At 62.8% G+C, this 15,693-nt stretch carries 18 protein-coding genes and 1 tRNA gene; 15 read left to right on the top strand and 4 right to left on the bottom strand.

Annotation, left to right across the window (positions count from 1 at the left end; all coding sequences use genetic code 11):
- The first annotated feature begins 156 nt into the window (after positions 1–156).
- The 5 genes from queC (at position 157) to K3759_RS01500 (ending at position 3,272) form a co-directional block, all read left to right on the top strand.
- On the top strand, positions 157–858 hold the full coding sequence (gene queC / locus K3759_RS01520; RefSeq protein WP_259983919.1) for a 7-cyano-7-deazaguanine synthase QueC: 702 nt from the start codon (positions 157–159) through the stop codon (positions 856–858).
- Complete coding sequence (queD, locus tag K3759_RS01515; protein WP_259983917.1) at positions 858–1,211, top strand: 6-carboxytetrahydropterin synthase QueD; 354 nt, start codon at positions 858–860, stop codon at positions 1,209–1,211. Before queC ends, queD begins: the two co-directional genes overlap by 1 nt.
- The gene (gene queE / locus K3759_RS01510; RefSeq protein WP_259983916.1) at positions 1,208–1,915 is read left to right on the top strand and encodes a 7-carboxy-7-deazaguanine synthase QueE; all 708 of its coding nucleotides are present in this window, start codon (positions 1,208–1,210) and stop codon (positions 1,913–1,915) included. The genes queD and queE overlap by 4 nt, the downstream gene beginning before the upstream one ends.
- A gap of 15 nt (positions 1,916–1,930) precedes the next feature.
- On the top strand, positions 1,931–2,395 hold the full coding sequence (gene queF, locus K3759_RS01505) for a preQ(1) synthase (protein WP_259983914.1): 465 nt from the start codon (positions 1,931–1,933) through the stop codon (positions 2,393–2,395).
- A 211-nt stretch (positions 2,396–2,606) separates the two neighbouring features.
- On the top strand, positions 2,607–3,272 hold the full coding sequence (locus K3759_RS01500; protein ID WP_259983913.1) for a L,D-transpeptidase: 666 nt from the start codon (positions 2,607–2,609) through the stop codon (positions 3,270–3,272).
- Positions 3,273–3,320: 48 nt separating this feature from the next.
- Here K3759_RS01500 and K3759_RS01495 read toward each other — a convergent pair whose 3' ends face one another.
- Positions 3,321–3,593: a hypothetical protein gene (locus K3759_RS01495; RefSeq protein WP_259983911.1), complete on the bottom strand. Its 273-nt coding sequence runs from the start codon at positions 3,591–3,593 to the stop codon at positions 3,321–3,323.
- 110 nt (positions 3,594–3,703) lie between these two features.
- Positions 3,704–3,780: transfer RNA gene (locus K3759_RS01490), tRNA-Arg, on the bottom strand.
- A gap of 146 nt (positions 3,781–3,926) precedes the next feature.
- On the opposite strand from K3759_RS01490, the gene K3759_RS01485 reads away from it, so the two are divergent.
- Both K3759_RS01485 and K3759_RS01480 read left to right on the top strand, forming a co-directional pair.
- Complete coding sequence (locus K3759_RS01485) at positions 3,927–4,964, top strand: LacI family DNA-binding transcriptional regulator (RefSeq protein ID WP_311199015.1); 1,038 nt, start codon at positions 3,927–3,929, stop codon at positions 4,962–4,964.
- Positions 4,961–6,175, top strand: a complete 1,215-nt coding sequence (locus tag K3759_RS01480; RefSeq protein ID WP_259983910.1) for a winged helix-turn-helix domain-containing protein — start codon at positions 4,961–4,963, stop codon at positions 6,173–6,175. Before K3759_RS01485 ends, K3759_RS01480 begins: the two co-directional genes overlap by 4 nt.
- Here K3759_RS01480 and K3759_RS01475 read toward each other — a convergent pair.
- Positions 6,172–6,867 (bottom strand): aspartate/glutamate racemase family protein, encoded by a 696-nt coding sequence (locus tag K3759_RS01475; protein WP_259983909.1) that lies wholly within the window; start codon positions 6,865–6,867, stop codon positions 6,172–6,174. The genes K3759_RS01480 and K3759_RS01475 overlap by 4 nt on opposite strands.
- 164 nt (positions 6,868–7,031) lie before the next feature.
- On the opposite strand from K3759_RS01475, the gene K3759_RS01470 reads away from it, so the two are divergent.
- The 8 genes from K3759_RS01470 to K3759_RS01435 all read left to right on the top strand — a co-directional run bounded on the left by K3759_RS01470 (position 7,032) and on the right by K3759_RS01435 (position 14,674).
- Positions 7,032–8,273 carry an FAD-binding oxidoreductase gene (locus tag K3759_RS01470; protein ID WP_259983907.1) on the top strand — a complete coding sequence of 414 codons (1,242 nt, stop codon included), beginning with the start codon at positions 7,032–7,034 and terminating at the stop codon, positions 8,271–8,273.
- Between the two features lie 39 nt (positions 8,274–8,312).
- Complete coding sequence (locus K3759_RS01465) at positions 8,313–9,302, top strand: TRAP transporter substrate-binding protein (RefSeq protein WP_259983905.1); 990 nt, start codon at positions 8,313–8,315, stop codon at positions 9,300–9,302.
- A 71-nt stretch (positions 9,303–9,373) separates the two neighbouring features.
- Positions 9,374–9,898: a TRAP transporter small permease gene (locus tag K3759_RS01460; RefSeq protein ID WP_259983903.1), complete on the top strand. Its 525-nt coding sequence runs from the start codon at positions 9,374–9,376 to the stop codon at positions 9,896–9,898.
- A 4-nt stretch (positions 9,899–9,902) separates the two neighbouring features.
- The gene (locus tag K3759_RS01455) at positions 9,903–11,219 is read left to right on the top strand and encodes a TRAP transporter large permease (protein ID WP_259983901.1); all 1,317 of its coding nucleotides are present in this window, start codon (positions 9,903–9,905) and stop codon (positions 11,217–11,219) included.
- A 6-nt stretch (positions 11,220–11,225) separates the two neighbouring features.
- Positions 11,226–12,161: a hypothetical protein gene (locus K3759_RS01450; RefSeq protein WP_259983899.1), complete on the top strand. Its 936-nt coding sequence runs from the start codon at positions 11,226–11,228 to the stop codon at positions 12,159–12,161.
- A complete protein-coding gene (locus tag K3759_RS01445; protein ID WP_259983897.1) occupies positions 12,154–12,882 on the top strand; it encodes an allophanate hydrolase subunit 1 in 729 nt (242 codons plus the stop codon). Before K3759_RS01450 ends, K3759_RS01445 begins: the two co-directional genes overlap by 8 nt.
- Positions 12,879–13,910 carry a biotin-dependent carboxyltransferase family protein gene (locus tag K3759_RS01440; protein ID WP_259983895.1) on the top strand — a complete coding sequence of 344 codons (1,032 nt, stop codon included), beginning with the start codon at positions 12,879–12,881 and terminating at the stop codon, positions 13,908–13,910. The genes K3759_RS01445 and K3759_RS01440 overlap by 4 nt, the downstream gene beginning before the upstream one ends.
- Positions 13,907–14,674 (top strand): LamB/YcsF family protein, encoded by a 768-nt coding sequence (locus K3759_RS01435; protein ID WP_259983893.1) that lies wholly within the window; start codon positions 13,907–13,909, stop codon positions 14,672–14,674. The genes K3759_RS01440 and K3759_RS01435 overlap by 4 nt, the downstream gene beginning before the upstream one ends.
- Here K3759_RS01435 and K3759_RS01430 read toward each other — a convergent pair.
- The gene (locus K3759_RS01430) at positions 14,671–15,540 is read right to left on the bottom strand and encodes a branched-chain amino acid aminotransferase (protein WP_259983891.1); all 870 of its coding nucleotides are present in this window, start codon (positions 15,538–15,540) and stop codon (positions 14,671–14,673) included. The two genes, K3759_RS01435 and K3759_RS01430, sit on opposite strands and share 4 nt — an antisense overlap.
- Positions 15,541–15,693 lie beyond the last annotated feature (153 nt).

Below are 15,693 nucleotides of genomic sequence, written 5' to 3'. Positions count from 1 at the left end.
AAAGTCCTTATTTTATCGGTCATCGGCGACCCTGTTCGCGCAGCTTCGCCTGCTGCCCATTGCCACAGCCAGCAGGGCTTGCAATCCCCGCGAATTCTGGAATAAGCCCCGCCATCCGGTCGCAGCCTACCCGGACATCAAAACAAGGGCCCCAAAATGAAAACACTTGTCATCTGCTCTGGCGGACTCGATTCCGTGTCGCTTGCGCATATCACCGCTAATGAGCATCAGCTCACCCGGCTTGTCTCCTTTGACTATGGACAGCGCCACCGCAAGGAGGTCGACTTCGCCGAAGCCGCCGCCAAGCGGCTAGCTGTGCCGTTCCACCTGATCGACATGCGCGGCATTGGTGCTGCGCTGTCAGGCTCTGCCCTGACCGACGATATCGACGTGCCTGACGGGCATTACGCCGAAGACACGATGAAGATCACCGTTGTGCCGAACCGCAATGCGATTATGCTGTCGATCGGCTTTGGCATAGCGGCAGCGCAGGGCGACGAGGCTGTCGCCACTGCCGTGCATGGCGGCGACCACTTCATCTATCCCGATTGCCGCCCCGGCTTTACCCGCGCTTTTGACGCGATGCAGCAAGCTGCCCTCGACGGCTATGCCGATGTGCGCCTGCACACGCCGTTTGTGGAGCAAAGCAAGGCCGAGATCGTCCGCCAAGGCGCGCGGCAGGGCACGCCCTTTGCCGAGACTTGGTCGTGCTACAAAGGCGGCGATGTCCATTGTGGGCGTTGCGGCACCTGTGTGGAACGGCGCGAAGCCTTCCATTTGGCCGAGGTCACCGACCCCACAGTCTACGCCGACCCGGACTATTGGACCACGGCCCTCGCCACACGGGGGGAAGGCTGATGTTTCGCATTCGCAAAGAGTTCCACTTCTCCGCCAGTCATCAACTGACCCACCTGCCCGACGACCACAAATGCGCGCGGCTGCATGGGCACAACTATATCGTTGTGGTTGAACTGGCGGCCGAGACGCTCAATACCGATGGCTTCGTGCGCGATTATCATGACCTGAAGGCACTCAAGACCTATATCGACGACCACTTTGACCACAGGCATCTGAACGATGTTCTCGATGGCCCCTCCACTGCCGAGAATATGGCGAAGCATTTCCATGATTGGTGCGCCGCGCGCTGGCCTGAGACCAGTGCCGTATTGGTGAGCGAGACCCCCAAGACATGGGCGGAATACCGGCCATGACCCTGCGCATCGCCGAGATTTTCGGCCCCACCATTCAGGGCGAAGGCGCGCTGATCGGGGAGCCGACGGTATTCGTCCGCGCGGGCGGTTGTGACTATCGGTGCAGCTGGTGCGACAGCCTGCATGCGGTTGATAGTCAATACCGTCACAGTTGGGCACCCCTAAGTTCTGAGGATGTGTGGCGCAAGGTACGCAGGCTCTCGAACGACCAACCGCTGACGGTTTCCCTGTCGGGCGGCAACCCGGCCATTCAGGATTTCGGCCCGTTGATCCAATTGGGCAAGGCTGCGGGCTACCGTTTCGCCTGCGAAACGCAAGGCTCTATCGCACGCCCGTGGTTTGCCGATCTTGATACGCTGGTGCTGTCCCCCAAGCCGCCCTCGAGCGGTGAGGAGGTCGATTGGGACGCCTTTGAGGCCTGCTGCACCATCGGTGCAAAGGCGCGGCAACAGGTGATGAAGATCGTAATTTTCGATGAGATCGACTACCAATGGGCGCGCGAAGTGCATGCCCACCACCTTGATATTCCTCTCTACCTGCAGCCCGGCAACCCGGAAGTCGACCCTGCCACCCCGGTTGATCCGCAGGCACTGGCCGACCGATTGGGCTGGCTCACTGAAATGGCGATGGCCGATGGCTGGTTTGCCCCCCGTATCCTGCCGCAGCTTCATGTCCTGATCTGGGGCAACAAACGCGGCGTCTGACCGATGGAGACACCTATGTCCGAAGACATTTACAGCAATCTCAAACAACTCGGCGGTGAGACCCGCATCCCCACCAGCCCCGAAGAGGCCGAGTTGGAGCGGGTGCCGAACCCACAGGCCGATGTGGCCTACAACGTGCGCTTTACCGCGCCGGAGTTCACCTCGCTCTGCCCGATGACCGGCCAACCGGACTTTGCCCATCTGGTGATCGACTATGTGCCCGGCCCGTGGTTAGTGGAATCCAAATCGCTCAAGCTGTTTTTGACCTCGTTCCGCAATCACGGGGCTTTCCACGAGGATTGCACGATCTCAATCGCACGCCGCTTGGCCGATTTCCTTGATCCGCAATGGCTTCGGATCGGCGGCTATTGGTATCCGCGCGGCGGTATCCCGATCGATGTCTTTTGGCAAACCGGCCCCCTGCCCGAGGGGATCTGGATCCCCGACCAAGGTGTGCCCCCCTACCGGGGCCGTGGCTAACGCAGTCACTGCAAATCGCCCAAACCCACAGCATTCGGGGCGCGCACCATTGCGGTCGTGCCCCTGACCCGCAGGAAAACCGTGTGTTTTAGATCACAATCTCTTCAGCAAGTGCCTTCTTCCTTGAACCTCAAGCGGGGAGAGGCCGTTAGTCTCTCATACACGCATACGACCCTGCCTTGCGCAGACAGGTCAACCACGGAGCGACCACATGCTGACAAGACGTCATTTCATCCAAACAACCACGGCGCTGTTTTCCGGCGCAATCGCCACACCGCTGATGGCACGCACCCGCCCAACCGCGGCAGAAAAAGCCGCATGGGATGCGCGGGTCACGCCTGCGGGCTTTGATCCGGCGACCAGCAACCCTTGGGGCGTACACCCGCGGTTCTTGCCGCAGCGCGTTGTGGCAAACGACAATCTGCGCGTCGGCGATGTGCATGTGGATGCCGTCGCACGCTATGTCTACCACATCGAAGAGGGCGGCACCGCGATGCGCTACGGCGTCGCGATTGCGCGCGGCAATCTTTATGAGCCCGGCACTTACACGATCAAACGCAAAGCCGAATGGCCGCATTGGACGCCCACGCAAAACATGATCAAGCGCGATCCTGAGCTTTACGCGGGTCTGGAAGACGGTGTGCCCCCCGGCCCGGAAAACCCGCTCGGCTCGCGGGCGCTTTATCTATTCGAAGGCAACCGCGACACCTATTTGCGCATCCACGGCACACCCGAACCGCGGAGCATCGGGGGCCGGGCCAGCTCTGGCTGTGTGCGGATGATCATGGCGCATATTAACCAACTATATCCGAATGTGCGGACTGGCTCGACAGCCTATCTCTATTCGGCAGAAGAAAGCGTCGTCGCGCGCAGCTAAGCCGCGACGTAAGACGGGGACCGCCAATCAGCGGTCCCCGTTTTGATTTTAGGCTTGGCGTTTGGTGCAGATCGGATTGCCGCCCACCGCGCGCAGCGGCACCAGCGTCGTCTCAACCGGACCGCTATGCTGATACCAATAGCAGCCATCCTCGGGCAGCAAACGCGCTGTGGACAAGTCTTGGTTCGGCGCGGCAAGGCTCACCACCGACTCGGGCAGATTGCCAACCCGCGCTGACGCGCCCTGCGGCCCTGTCGCGGGTACCGCACAGCCAGCCACGGCCAGCAAAGCCGCTCCGACCACAAAAGTTCCTGTTTTCATCAAAGCCTCTGCCATTCCTGATTATATCGCGGGCAATCTGACAGACCGGGTGAGGATTTCAAGCAGCAAGGGGGCTTTTGAGGCGATTGGTTCGGCTGGCAAAATGAGAATGGTGACCCCGGCAGGATTCGAACCTGCAACCTGCCCCTTAGGAGGGGGCTGCTCTATCCAGTTGAGCCACGGGGCCGACCGGGGCGGTTTAGCGCAAACGAGGGGCGATGTCATCGGCAGAATGGCAACCGATCTGCGCGGTGACGCGGCAAGTCGGCGGCAGTGCTTGATCGTGCGACGCGCTTCGCGCAAACTAGGTGAAAGGCAAACAGGAACACCAAATTGACCACACCCCCCAAACGCCCGTTGACCCTGCGCGATGTGTCCGATGCTTGTGGCGTTTCCGAGATGACGGTCAGCCGTGTCCTGCGCAAACGCGGCGACGTATCGGAAGCCACCCGAAACCGTGTGCTGGCCGCCGCCAAGGCGCTTGGCTATGTGCCCAACCAGATCGCCGGATCGCTGGCCAGCCAGCGGGTCAACCTTGTAGCCGTAGTGATCCCGTCCTTGGGGAATATGGTGTTTCCCGAAGTGCTTAATGGCATCAATCAGGTGTTGGAAGATACACCGCTCCAGCCGGTCGTGGGGGTCACGGATTACCTCCCCGAGAAAGAAGAGCGGGTGCTTTACGAGATGCTTTCGTGGCGGCCCTCGGGGGTCATCATCGCAGGGCTGGAGCATTCGGAGGCCACCCGCGCCATGCTGCGCAATGCAGGCATTCCGGTGGTTGAGATCATGGACACCGATGGCAAACCCATTGACGCGATGGTGGGCATTTCGCACCGCCGCGCGGGGCGCGAGATGGCACAGGCGATCCTGCGCGAAGGCTATGAGCGGATCGGTTTCATGGGCACGAAAATGCCGCTCGATCACCGCGCGCGAAAACGGTTCGAGGGCTTTACCGAAGGACTGGCCAAGGCAGGGGTGGAGATCGAAGACCGCGCCTTTTACTCAGGCGGCTCTGCGCTGGCTAAGGGGCGCGAGATGACGCAAGAGATGCTGGAACGCTCGCCCGACCTAGATTTTCTCTATTATTCCAACGATATGATCGGCGCGGGCGGCTTGCTGCACCTGATCGACCGAGGCATCGACATTCCTGGTCAGATTGGCCTTGCCGGGTTTAACAACGTCGAACTGCTACAGGGTCTGCCGCTTCAATTGGCGACGATGGACGCCTGCCGAAACGAGATCGGTCAGGCCGCCGCGCGGATCATCCTCAATCAGACGGTACCCGAACCCGACCCCGATATGCAGACCCAGGTCACCCTGACCCCGACGCTGTCGCTGGGCGATACCCTGCGCCGTCGCCGTCGGGGGTGAGCCGCCCGACGCTTGGCAATGCCGCCGCGCGGCGGTTGTTTCTGGCGCGTCACCTGCTGTCTGAGCCGCCACAGGGCCTGGCCAAGGGCGCGGCGCTGCTGAAGGTGATCCATGATCTGGGCTTTATGCAACTCGACAGCATCAATACGGTGGCGCGGGCGCATGATCTGATCCTCTTTGCCCGCCGCCCGCGCTACCGCCCTGCTGAACTGAAACGGCTCTATGAAAAAGACCGCGCGCTGTTTGAGCATTGGACCCATGACGCCGCCGTCATCCCGATGGACTTCTACACTCAATGGCACCTGCGCCGGACCCGCGATGCGGCGAAGCTTTTGGGCCGCTGGAAGGATTGGCAGCGCCATGATTTCGAGGCGCAGATGCAAAGCGTACTGGCGCAGGTCCGCGCAGAGGGCACCGTTACCTCATCGGATGTGGGCCGGGACGAGCCGCGCAGCAGCGGGGGCTGGTGGGAATGGCATCCCTCGAAAACCGCGCTTGAATATCTCTGGCGCAGCGGTGCGCTGGCCGTGGCCGGGCGTGAGGGGTTTCGCAAGCGTTATGATCTGACCGAACGGGTGGTGCCCGCTGCGCTTCACGATCCGGCCAATGCCCCCGATACCGCGCAGACCATCGACTGGTGCTGCGACCAAGCACTGGCGCGTTTGGGCTTTGCCACGGCGGGAGAGTTGGCAGCCTTCTGGGCACATATTTCCCCCGCCGAGGCGCGCGGATGGTGCGCGGCGGAGCTGGCTGCTGGGCGGTTAGAGGAAGTAAATATCGAGGCTGCCGACGGCAGTTTGCGCCTCGCCTTCCTCCGCCCCGGCTGGGCCGATGACCCTGCCCTCACACGCGATCCGCCCAAGCGCCTGAGGGTGCTCAGCCCTTTCGACCCCGCCCTGCGGGATCGCAAACGCGCGGCACGGCTCTTCGGTTTTGATTATCGGATCGAGGTCTTCGTGCCAGAGGCGCAGCGCAGATACGGCTACTATGTCTTTCCGCTGCTACAGGGCGACAGGCTGGTGGGCCGCGTCGACATGAAAGCCCATCGTGACGCGGATGAGTTGCGCGTCACCGCGCTTTGGCCCGAGCGTGGCGTCCGCTGGGGCAAGGGACGGCAAGAAGCGTTTGAGGCGGAGTTGCAACGTCTCCTGCCGCTTGCCGGGGTGAGCCAAGTCTGTTTTGCCGACAACTGGCTGCGCGATCCGGTCTAGGCGAAGCTGGGCGGCTGCAACCCTGCGTGAAACCAGTTGAGATAACTATGGATCGAATGCACGGGCCGCCCAGTCGCCGCTGCGATATCGGGCGCATAGGGCACCATATTGGTGCATTCCAACAAGATCGCACCGACATCCGCATGGGCCTCCACCAGCCGCCGGGCCGCCTGCACCATCTCGGTCCGCGCCTGCGGCACATCGAGGTCGGGCAGATTGCCAAGGATGGACCGGGCAAAACCGCTGCCTTCCAAACCCATCACCCGGCTCCCCTCGGGCACCCCTGCCGCGCGCAGATGGGCGGGTGAGAGGGAGCTGGCAGAGATCGTCAAAATCCCCACCCTTTGCCCCGGCGGCAGACAGGCCGCGATCTGCCCCGCCTGCTCCAACGCCGAGGCAGCGACGGGCACGCTCAGCGCCTCGGCCAGACGGGGTCGGATCAGCGCCAAGAAGCCGCAGGTGGTCGCGATGCCGGTGCAGCCTTTGGCGGTTAACTCTCGCCCCACGGCGATAAAGGCCTGCACGAAGGGTTCGATGTCATCGCAGACAATCGCCTCAGGCGTGGCCACCGGCACCACTGCATAGCGCACCGGAAAGGACCAACTGCCCGCGTTGCCCACATCACCCAGAATTCGAGGAAACCGCGTGTCGAGCATAAGTATCCCCAACCGCGCGCCCGTCTCGTTTGTCATATGCCCTCCGTTTAGACGCAGGGTGCCTTTGCGGGCAGGGCGAGACAAGCGAAACCGGAACGATGACATTTTATCAGCATTTTGTTGACGTGGTGATTTTTTGTGTAAAAGATGCCCCAAAGGAACCAAACCATGACCCAACGCAAAATCGAGAGCTGCCACCCATGAGCCAGCATGTCGTCGTTATCGGCGCCGGAATTGTCGGCGTATCTGCCGCGATCTGGCTGCGCCGCGCCGGGGCGCAGGTGACTCTGTTGGACCGGGCCGAGCCGGGCCGTGGCACTTCGCATGGCAATGGTGGCGTGCTGGCGGCTGCCGGGGTGGCCCCGGTGACCGGGCCGGGTCTGCTGCGCAAGGCACCGGGTATGTTGCGCGATCCTGAGTTCCCACTTTTCCTGCGCTGGCCCTATGTCCCGCGTTTGCTGTCATGGTTGCGTCGCTACATGAGTCACGCCAATGATGCCGACACGCGCCGCATATCAGCCGGGCTCGCGGCTATCGTCAGCGACAGCGTGGCCCAGCATAAAGCCCTCTGCGCCGATTTGGGGCTGGAGGATTGGGTTCACGACAGTGACTACTGCTTTGCTTATACCAGCCGCGCTGCCTTCGAAGCTGAGAACTACACTTGGGCGCTGCGCCGGGAGGCGGGCTTTGTGCCAGAGATTATCGAAGGCAGCGCGGTGCAGGAATTCGACCCAGCTTACGGCCCGCAGATCACCTGCGTCGCCCGGCTGGCCGACCACGGCTTCATCGCCGACCCCGGCGGCTATGTCCGCGCTTTGGCAAAGGCGTTTGAAGGGATGGGCGGCACAATTAAACGGGCCGAGGTTGAGGACATCTCGATCCTTGATGAACAGGTCACAGCGGTCCTGACCGATCAAGGCCCCCTGCCCTGCGACGACGTGCTGCTGGCCACCGGCGTCTGGTCGAAACCGCTGATGCGTAAGCTAGGGATCAACGTGCCGCTGGAGTCTGAGCGCGGCTATCATATCGTCTTCAAAGACGCCCAAGGCGGCCCCTCCCGCCCCACCATGATGGCGGCGGGCAAATTCGTCGCCACGCCCATGACCGAAGGGCTGCGCTGCGCCGGGATCGTCGAGTTCGGCGGGCTAGAGGCGGGCGCCTCCAAAGCACCACTGGCACTGCTGCGCCGTCAGGCCAAGGCCGCCTTTCCCAACCTCACCGCCGAGGAAGAGATCGAATGGCTGGGGCACCGACCCGCCCCCAGCGACTCGCTGCCCCTGATTGGGCAGATCGGGACGAGCCGGGTCTATACTGCCTTCGGGCACCATCACATCGGGTTGACGGGCGGGCCGAAAACGGGCCGACTGATCGCCGGATTGATCACGGGGCAGCCGCCAAACACGGATCTGACCCCGTATCACCCCCAGCGCTTCGACGGATAACGCCAAGCGTGGGAACCTAACAACAAAGGGAGAAACCATATGACACTGACAGCAAAACTATTGGCCGGCGCGGCCACAACGGCACTAACACTGGGCGCGGCCCTGCCCGCTTTCGCGGCCGAGAAATGGGATATGCCGATGGCCTATTCGGCCTCGAACTTCCACTCCGAGAACGGGGTAAAGTTTGCCGAATGCGTGACCGAAGCCACCGGCGGCGAGATTGAGATCACCGTGCATCCGGGCGGCGCGCTCTTTGCGGGTGCCGACATCAAGCGCGCGATCCAGACCGGGCAGGTTCAACTGGGCGAGCGTCTGCTCTCCGGTCACCAGAACGAAAACGCGGTCTTCGGGTTCGACTCCATCCCCTTCCTCGCACCCTCCTTCGAGGCCAGCGCGCAGCTTTGGGAAGCCGCTAAGCCCAAGGTCGAAGCCGTGCTGGAAGAGCAGAACCTCGTCCTTCTCTATAACGTGCCGTGGCCGCCACAGGGTCTCTACTTCAAAAAGGAAGTCGGCTCGGTCGAGGACATGAAGGGCGTCAAGTTCCGCTCGTACAACAATACAACCGCGCGTCTGGCGGAACTGACCGGCATGTCGCCGGTGACCATCGAAGCCGCCGAAGTCAGCCAAGCCTTCGCCACCGGCGTCGCGGAATCGATGATCTCTTCGGGTGCCACCGGCTATGACCAGAAGGTCTGGGAAAGCCTCACGCATTTCTACGAAGTCGACGCCTGGCTGCCGCGCAACTACGTGATGATCAACGCCGACGTCTGGGCCGATGTCTCGGACGCCAACAAAGAGGCGATCACCACCTGCGCGACCGAGGCCGAAGAGCGTGGCCTGCAAGCGTCGAAGGACTACACCCAGTTCACCTATGACGGGCTGCGCGAAGGCGGCATGAACGTGGAGCCTGCCAGCGAAGAGCTGATGTCCGGCCTGCGTGAAGTGGGTGACACCATGACGCAAGAATGGCTCGAAGCCGCGGGCGAAGACGGCGCAGCAATCGTCGATGACTATAAGGCGATGCAATAATCGCACAACTTGCGGCGGCCCTGTTTCGGGGCCGCCGTTCTCATGCCGGGGCATGATTTAGGGAGGGTCGGATGAAGACGCTGCGCAAAATATTGGACGGGCTTTACACCGGGGCGGGGGCGCTGGCGGCGGTCTGTTTGGTGGCCATCCTTACCTTGATCGTCGCCCAGATGGTCGCCCGCTGGACTGGCAATGTCTTTCCGGGTGCGGCGAGCTACGCGGGCTATGCCATGGCTGGGGCAAGTTTCCTCGCCTTTGCCAATGCGCTGAACCGTGGCTCGCATATCCGCGTGTCGATCCTGCTCAACGCGCTCAGCACGGGTGGAAAACGCCTGCTGGATATCTGGTGTTTCGCCGTTGCTGCGGCCGTCGCGTGGTACTTCACCTACTACGCCTATTGGTTCGTTTATTGGTCGTGGAAGTTTAACGAGGTCAGCCAGGACCAAGACGCCACGGCGCTGTGGATACCACAATCCGTCATGGTGATCGGCGGCGGCATTCTGGCCATCGCGCTGACGGACAACCTTCTACATCTCATCTTCAAGGGCGACCATCGCGTCACCCGTGACCTAGTCGATCAAAGCTTCGGGGAATGACGCCATGACCGAGATTTACGCCATTACCCTGTTTTTAATCGTTCTGTTCTTCCTGCTCGGCACCGGTGTCTGGGTCGGCTTGGCCCTGATGGGCGTTGCCTGGGTCGGGATGGAACTGTTCACCACCCGCCCCGTCGGCGACACGATGATCACCACGATCTGGGCGAGCTCCTCGAGCTGGACACTGACCGCCTTGCCGCTTTTCGTCTGGATGGGCGAGATCCTCTACCGGACGCGCCTGTCTCAAGACATGTTCAAGGGCCTGTCGCCGTGGCTCGCCAAACTGCCGGGCGGGCTGGTGCATACGAATATCGTCGGCTGCACGGTCTTTGCTGCTGTTTCCGGCTCCTCTGCCGCGACACTGACAACCGTCGGTAAGATGTCGATCCCGGAGCTTCGGGCGCGCAACTATCCTGAGAAGATGATCATCGGCACATTGGCGGGCGCGGCCACGCTGGGCTTGATGATCCCGCCTTCGCTGGCGCTGATCGTTTATGGCGTGACGGTGAACGAAAGCATCACCAAGCTGTTCTTCGCGGGCGTCATGCCCGGCCTGCTGCTGGCGCTGATGTTCATGGGTTATGTCGCGATCACCAGTAAGCTGTCAAAAGACTGGAACCCCGATATCGAGACCGACATGAGCTTTGCCGACAAACTGCGCAACTCGCGTTTCTTATTGCCGGTCTTCGCGCTGATCTCGGTTGTGATTGGGTCGATGTACCTCGGCTTTGCCACAGCAACCGAAGCTGCCGCGATCGGCGTGATTGGCTCGCTGACATTGGCGCTGTTCCAAGGCTCGCTGAACTGGCACAGCTTCCGCGAAAGCCTAATGGGGGCGATGCGGACCTCCGCCATGATCGCGCTGATCCTCGCGGGCGCGGCCTTCCTGAAACTGTCGATGGGCTTCACCGGCCTGCCCCGCGCACTGGCCGATGGGATCGCGGCGATGGAACTGTCGCGGTTCGAGCTGCTGATGGCGCTCTTGGTCTTCTACATTGTGCTGGGCATGTTCCTTGATGGTATCTCTTCGGTCGTGCTGACCATGGCCGTGGTTGAGCCGATGGTGCGCGGTGCAGGCATCGATCTGATCTGGTTCGGCATCTTCGTTGTGGTCGTGGTCGAGATGGCGCAGATCACGCCGCCGATCGGGTTTAACCTCTTTGTGCTGCAAGGCATGACCAATCACGAAATGGGCTATATCACCAAGGCCGCCCTGCCGATGTTTGCGATCATGGTCTTTATGGTCTTCGTGCTGATCTGGTTTCCCGAAGTGGCGACATGGCTGCCCGAGAACCTGCGCAGCGGCCCGGCCTCGGGGTGACCCTAGATGCGGCATATCCTCAGACTGGCTTCGCGCCATGCGCGGGCCTGCCTGATCGTCGGGTTGCTGGCAGGTTTGGCTCTGCCCGCGCTGGCCGCGATGCTGGCCGATTGGTTGCCGCAGATGGTGGCCGCGCTTCTGACGATCACCGCGCTCAGAATCGGGCATCGCGCGGCGCTTGGAGCAGTGCGCGATCTCATTTGGGGGCTGGCCTCGGTGCTGGCCTTGCAGACGGTGCTGCCCCTGCTGCTGCTGGGGGGCTTCATGCTGGCAGGGCTGGGACAGTCGCCCGCGGCACTGGCCGTGACCCTTGCCGCTGCGGCCCCGGCGTTGACGGGCAGTGTGAACCTCGCCCTGCTGATGCGCCTCGACGCGGGGCGGATGATGCAACTGATGGTGCTGGGCACCGCCGCCTTTCCGCTGACCGTTCTTCCGGTGCTGGCGGCCCTGCCGCAACTCGGTCCAGCCTCGGAAATCGCCCTCGCCGCCCTGCGGCTCTTGGCGGTGATCCTTGGCGCGACGGGGCTGGGCTTTGCCCTGCGCCATGTCTTCCTGCCCCATCCCACCCCGCGCCAGACCGAGGCGCTGGATGGCGCATCCGTACTCGCCTTCTCGGTCATCGTGGTGGGGCTGATGGCCGCGCTGAACCCTGCGTTGCGCAGCGATCCATGGGCCGTGGCGGGCTGGACGCTGCTGGCCTTCGCCCTAAGCTATCTCTTGCAAGCGGGGGCTTTGCTGGTCCTGCGCCGTGGCCCGTTGCATCCCGTCGCCGGACCACTGGCGATCGGCGCAGGCAACCGCAATATCGCGCTGTTTCTCGTGGCGCTGCCTGCAGATGTGGTGGCGCCCTTGATGATCTTTATCGGCTGCTGGCAACTGCCGATGTATCTGACCCCGGTGCTGCTGCCGCGCCTTTACGAAAGGATGCTCCGCAATGACTGACTGGCCCCGCATCCGCAGCGTCGGCCTCTCCGGCCTATTGGTCACCTTTGCCGAGAAGATGTCCGAACCCGCCAACCGCGCCGCCCTCGCCTTTCGCGCGGCGGTGGAGGAGCAGGACTGGTCCGAAGTGAGCGAGACCAGCACCTCGTTGGTGTCGACCTTCGTGCAATTCGAGGTATCCCAAGAGGCCATCACCACGATGACCGACCGCCTGCGCGGATTACTCGAAACCCGCGACTGGTTCGCCGAAGCCCTCCCCGCCGGGCGCAGCCTGTGGCATGTGCCCACGGTCTATGGCACCGACCTCGCCCCGCAGTTGGAGGAGGCCGCCGAGGCTGCGGGCCTCGACCCCGATGTGGCGATCGCAGAACTGTCGCAGGCGCGGGTGCGGGTGCTGACCATCGGCTTCGCCCCCGGCCAGCCCTATATGGGTGAACTGCCCCCGCACTGGGACATCCCGCGCCAGCAGGGGCTGACGAAATCGGTGCCGCCGGGCTCGCTGGTCGTGGCCATTCGGCAGTTGATCATCTTCACCAATGCCTCCCCCACCGGCTGGCGGCATATCGGGCAAACCGCCTTTCGCACCTTCCGCCCGGGCAGCGCCATGCCCTTTCCGCTGTCGCCGGGCGATGAGCTGATCTTCCCGTCGATCCCCCGGCAAGAGTTCGACCGCATCGCTGATGACCCCACCGGCGGTGCCGAGCGGGAGGCGCTGACATGAGTGCCACGTTGACCATCCTTCAAGCCGGTCCGGCCATGACCATCCAAGACCTTGGCCGCCCCGGCTACCGCGCGCTCGGCCTGACCCATGGCGGCGCGGCGGATCCGACCGCCCTGCACGAAGGGGCCGCCTTGCTGGGCCAAGACCCGAATTGCGCGGCGCTGGAGATGGCCGGGAGCGGCGGCAGTTTCGAGGCCGATCAGGACACCCGCATCGCCCTGACCGGGGCGCAGATGCAGGTGAACATCGACGGCGAAGCGATTGCATGGAACGCCAGCCACCTACTGCTTGCCGGGGCCAAACTGACCATCGGCGGCGCGCGTGATGGGGCTTACGGCTACCTGCATGTGGGCGGCGGCTTTAATATTGAGCCGGTGATGGAGTCCCGTTCCAGCCATCTGGCCGCTGGCATCGGTGCCCTGCTGCAGAGCGGGGAGACCCTGCCGCTGGGGGCAGACAAGGGCGGAGAGACGAACCTGACCCTCCCCCGTGACGACCGCTTTGGCGCAGATCGCGTGCGTATCGTCGCCTCCATGCAGACCGACGCCTTTGACGATGCTACCCGCGCGCGCTTTACCGAAACCACCTTTCGCCGCGATGCCCGCGCTAACCGCATGGGCGCGCGGATGGATCACGACGGCGAAGGTTTCGCGACCGGCGGGCAGTTGACCATCGTGTCCGAAGTCATCACCCCCGGCGACATCCAGATCACCGGCGATGGCGCGCCCTTTGTGCTGCTGTGTGAATGTCAGACCACTGGTGGCTACCCCCGCATTGGCACGGTGATCCCCTGTGACCTGCCGATCGTCGCGCAGGCCCAGCCGGGTGCTGCGCTGCAATTCGCGTTCATCGACCTCGACGAAGCGCTGGCCGCCGAGACGCGCCACCGCGCCGACCTTGCCGCCCTGCCCAAGCGCCGCCAGCCCCTTTTGCGCGATCCCGCGCGCATCCGCGATCTCTTGGGCTATCAACTGATCTCTGGCGTGGTCTCGGCCACCGCCGACCCCTTCGAGAAGGACAAGACATGACCACCGTCGATCTCAACGCCGACATGGGCGAGAGCTTTGGCCCATGGAAAATGGGCGACGACGCGGCGCTTCTGCGCGTCGTGACCTCGGCCAATGTCGCCTGCGGCGGGCACGCGGGCGACGCAGACGTGATGGCCGCGACGATGCGCATGGCGCATGAAAACGGCGTCGGCATCGGCGCGCATCCGGGCTTCATGGATCTCGCGGGCTTCGGGCGCAACCGCATGGCGGTGCCGCGCGGCACCTTGCGGAACCAAATCCGTTATCAAGTCGCGGCAAGCGTCGGCATGGCGCGGAGCGTCGGGGCCGAAGTGCGGCATCTGAAACTGCACGGGGCGCTGGCGAATATGGCGTCTGAGGATGAGGCACTGGCCCGCGATCTCTATGAAGCGGCGCTCAGCGTAGCCCCTGACCTCATCGTCATGGTGCTGGCCGCCACGGCGCAGGAACGGGCGGTGAAATCACTGGGCTGCAAATGGGCCGGAGAAATCTTCGCCGACCGCGCCTACAACGATGACGCCACTTTGGTCGACCGCAGCAAGCCCGGCGCGGTGATCCATGACGCCGATCATGCCGCCGCGCGGATGGTCGAGATGGTCAGGGTCGGCGCGATCATCACCGAGAGCGGCAAGCATATCCCCACGCGGATCGACACGATCTGCTTGCATGGCGATACGGCAGAGGCCGTTCAAATCGCAACCGCCGTCCGCAAGGGTTTGCAGGACGGCGGCGTGACTTTGGCAAAGTTCAGTGGCAGCGTTTAGCTGCGCACCAGCTTTTCATAGTCGGTGGCGATGTCACGGGTCAGCGCGCCGACCTCAAACTTCCAGTCGCCGATCTGCCCCACCGGGGTCACCTCGGCGGCGGTGCCGGTGAGCCAGCATTGCTCGAAACCTTCGAGCTCCTCGGGCATGATGTGGCGCTCGTGGACGGTGATGCCCTTGTCCTTCAGCATGCCGATCACGGTCTGGCGAGTGATGCCGTTGAGGAAGCAATCGGGCGTCGGCGTGTGCACTTCGCCGTCCTTGACGAAGAAGATATTCGCGCCTGTCGCCTCGGCCACATAGCCGCGGTAGTCGTACATCATCGCGTCCGAACAGCCCTTCGCCTCGGCCGCATGTTTGGACATGGTGCAGATCATATAGAGACCCGCCGCCTTGGCATGGCTCGGGATCGTCTCAGGGCTGGGGCGCTTCCATTTGGAGATGTCGAGCTTGGCACCCTTCATCTTGGCGTCACCGTAATAGGCACCCCATTCCCATGCCGCGATAGCCAAGCGCACCGGGTTGCGGGCCGAGGCGACACCCATGTCTTCGCCCACACCGCGCCATGCGACCGCGCGCACATAGGCGTCTTGCAGGCCAGAGGCGGCGAGGACTTCGGCCTTGGCGGCTTCGATCTGGTCAATGGTGTAGGGGATCTCGAAGTCGATCATTGCGGCCGAGCGCTTCAGACGCTCCGAATGCTCGCGGCTTTTGAAGATTTTGCCGTTATAGGCGCGCTCGCCCTCGAAAACCGAGGAGGCGTAGTGCATCGCATGGGTAAGGATGTGGACATTGGCCTCGCGCCAGTCCACCATTTTGCCATCCATCCAGATGTGCCCGTCTCGGTTGTCATATCCGCCTGCCATGGTATTTCCCTCCCAAATGACCCGCTATCTTTTCAAAAATTGCGCAAAAATCAGCATATGCAGACATTTAATTGCGCAAAACACGGGATTCGATAGCCTTTCACTATTGGAATGTCAACAAGGCTGACGTAAACTGATCTACATCAGGCGTGA

The sequence above is a fragment of the Sulfitobacter sp. W027 genome, from assembly GCF_025143985.1.
Lineage (GTDB): Bacteria > Pseudomonadota > Alphaproteobacteria > Rhodobacterales > Rhodobacteraceae > Sulfitobacter.
This window is presented reverse-complemented; position numbering and strand designations above follow the sequence as displayed.

Coding starts and splice junctions, on each gene's coding strand:
- queC (WP_259983919.1), top strand. CDS start 157: ATGAAAACACTTGTCATCTGCTCTGGCGGACTCGATTCCGTGTCGCTT.
- queD (WP_259983917.1), top strand. CDS start 858: ATGTTTCGCATTCGCAAAGAGTTCCACTTCTCCGCCAGTCATCAACTG.
- queE (WP_259983916.1), top strand. CDS start 1,208: ATGACCCTGCGCATCGCCGAGATTTTCGGCCCCACCATTCAGGGCGAA.
- queF (WP_259983914.1), top strand. CDS start 1,931: ATGTCCGAAGACATTTACAGCAATCTCAAACAACTCGGCGGTGAGACC.
- K3759_RS01500 (WP_259983913.1), top strand. CDS start 2,607: ATGCTGACAAGACGTCATTTCATCCAAACAACCACGGCGCTGTTTTCC.
- K3759_RS01495 (WP_259983911.1), bottom strand. CDS start 3,593: ATGAAAACAGGAACTTTTGTGGTCGGAGCGGCTTTGCTGGCCGTGGCT.
- K3759_RS01475 (WP_259983909.1), bottom strand. CDS start 6,867: ATGACAAACGAGACGGGCGCGCGGTTGGGGATACTTATGCTCGACACG.
- K3759_RS01470 (WP_259983907.1), top strand. CDS start 7,032: ATGAGCCAGCATGTCGTCGTTATCGGCGCCGGAATTGTCGGCGTATCT.
- K3759_RS01465 (WP_259983905.1), top strand. CDS start 8,313: ATGACACTGACAGCAAAACTATTGGCCGGCGCGGCCACAACGGCACTA.
- K3759_RS01460 (WP_259983903.1), top strand. CDS start 9,374: ATGAAGACGCTGCGCAAAATATTGGACGGGCTTTACACCGGGGCGGGG.
- K3759_RS01455 (WP_259983901.1), top strand. CDS start 9,903: ATGACCGAGATTTACGCCATTACCCTGTTTTTAATCGTTCTGTTCTTC.
- K3759_RS01450 (WP_259983899.1), top strand. CDS start 11,226: ATGCGGCATATCCTCAGACTGGCTTCGCGCCATGCGCGGGCCTGCCTG.
- K3759_RS01445 (WP_259983897.1), top strand. CDS start 12,154: ATGACTGACTGGCCCCGCATCCGCAGCGTCGGCCTCTCCGGCCTATTG.
- K3759_RS01440 (WP_259983895.1), top strand. CDS start 12,879: ATGAGTGCCACGTTGACCATCCTTCAAGCCGGTCCGGCCATGACCATC.
- K3759_RS01435 (WP_259983893.1), top strand. CDS start 13,907: ATGACCACCGTCGATCTCAACGCCGACATGGGCGAGAGCTTTGGCCCA.
- K3759_RS01430 (WP_259983891.1), bottom strand. CDS start 15,540: ATGGCAGGCGGATATGACAACCGAGACGGGCACATCTGGATGGATGGC.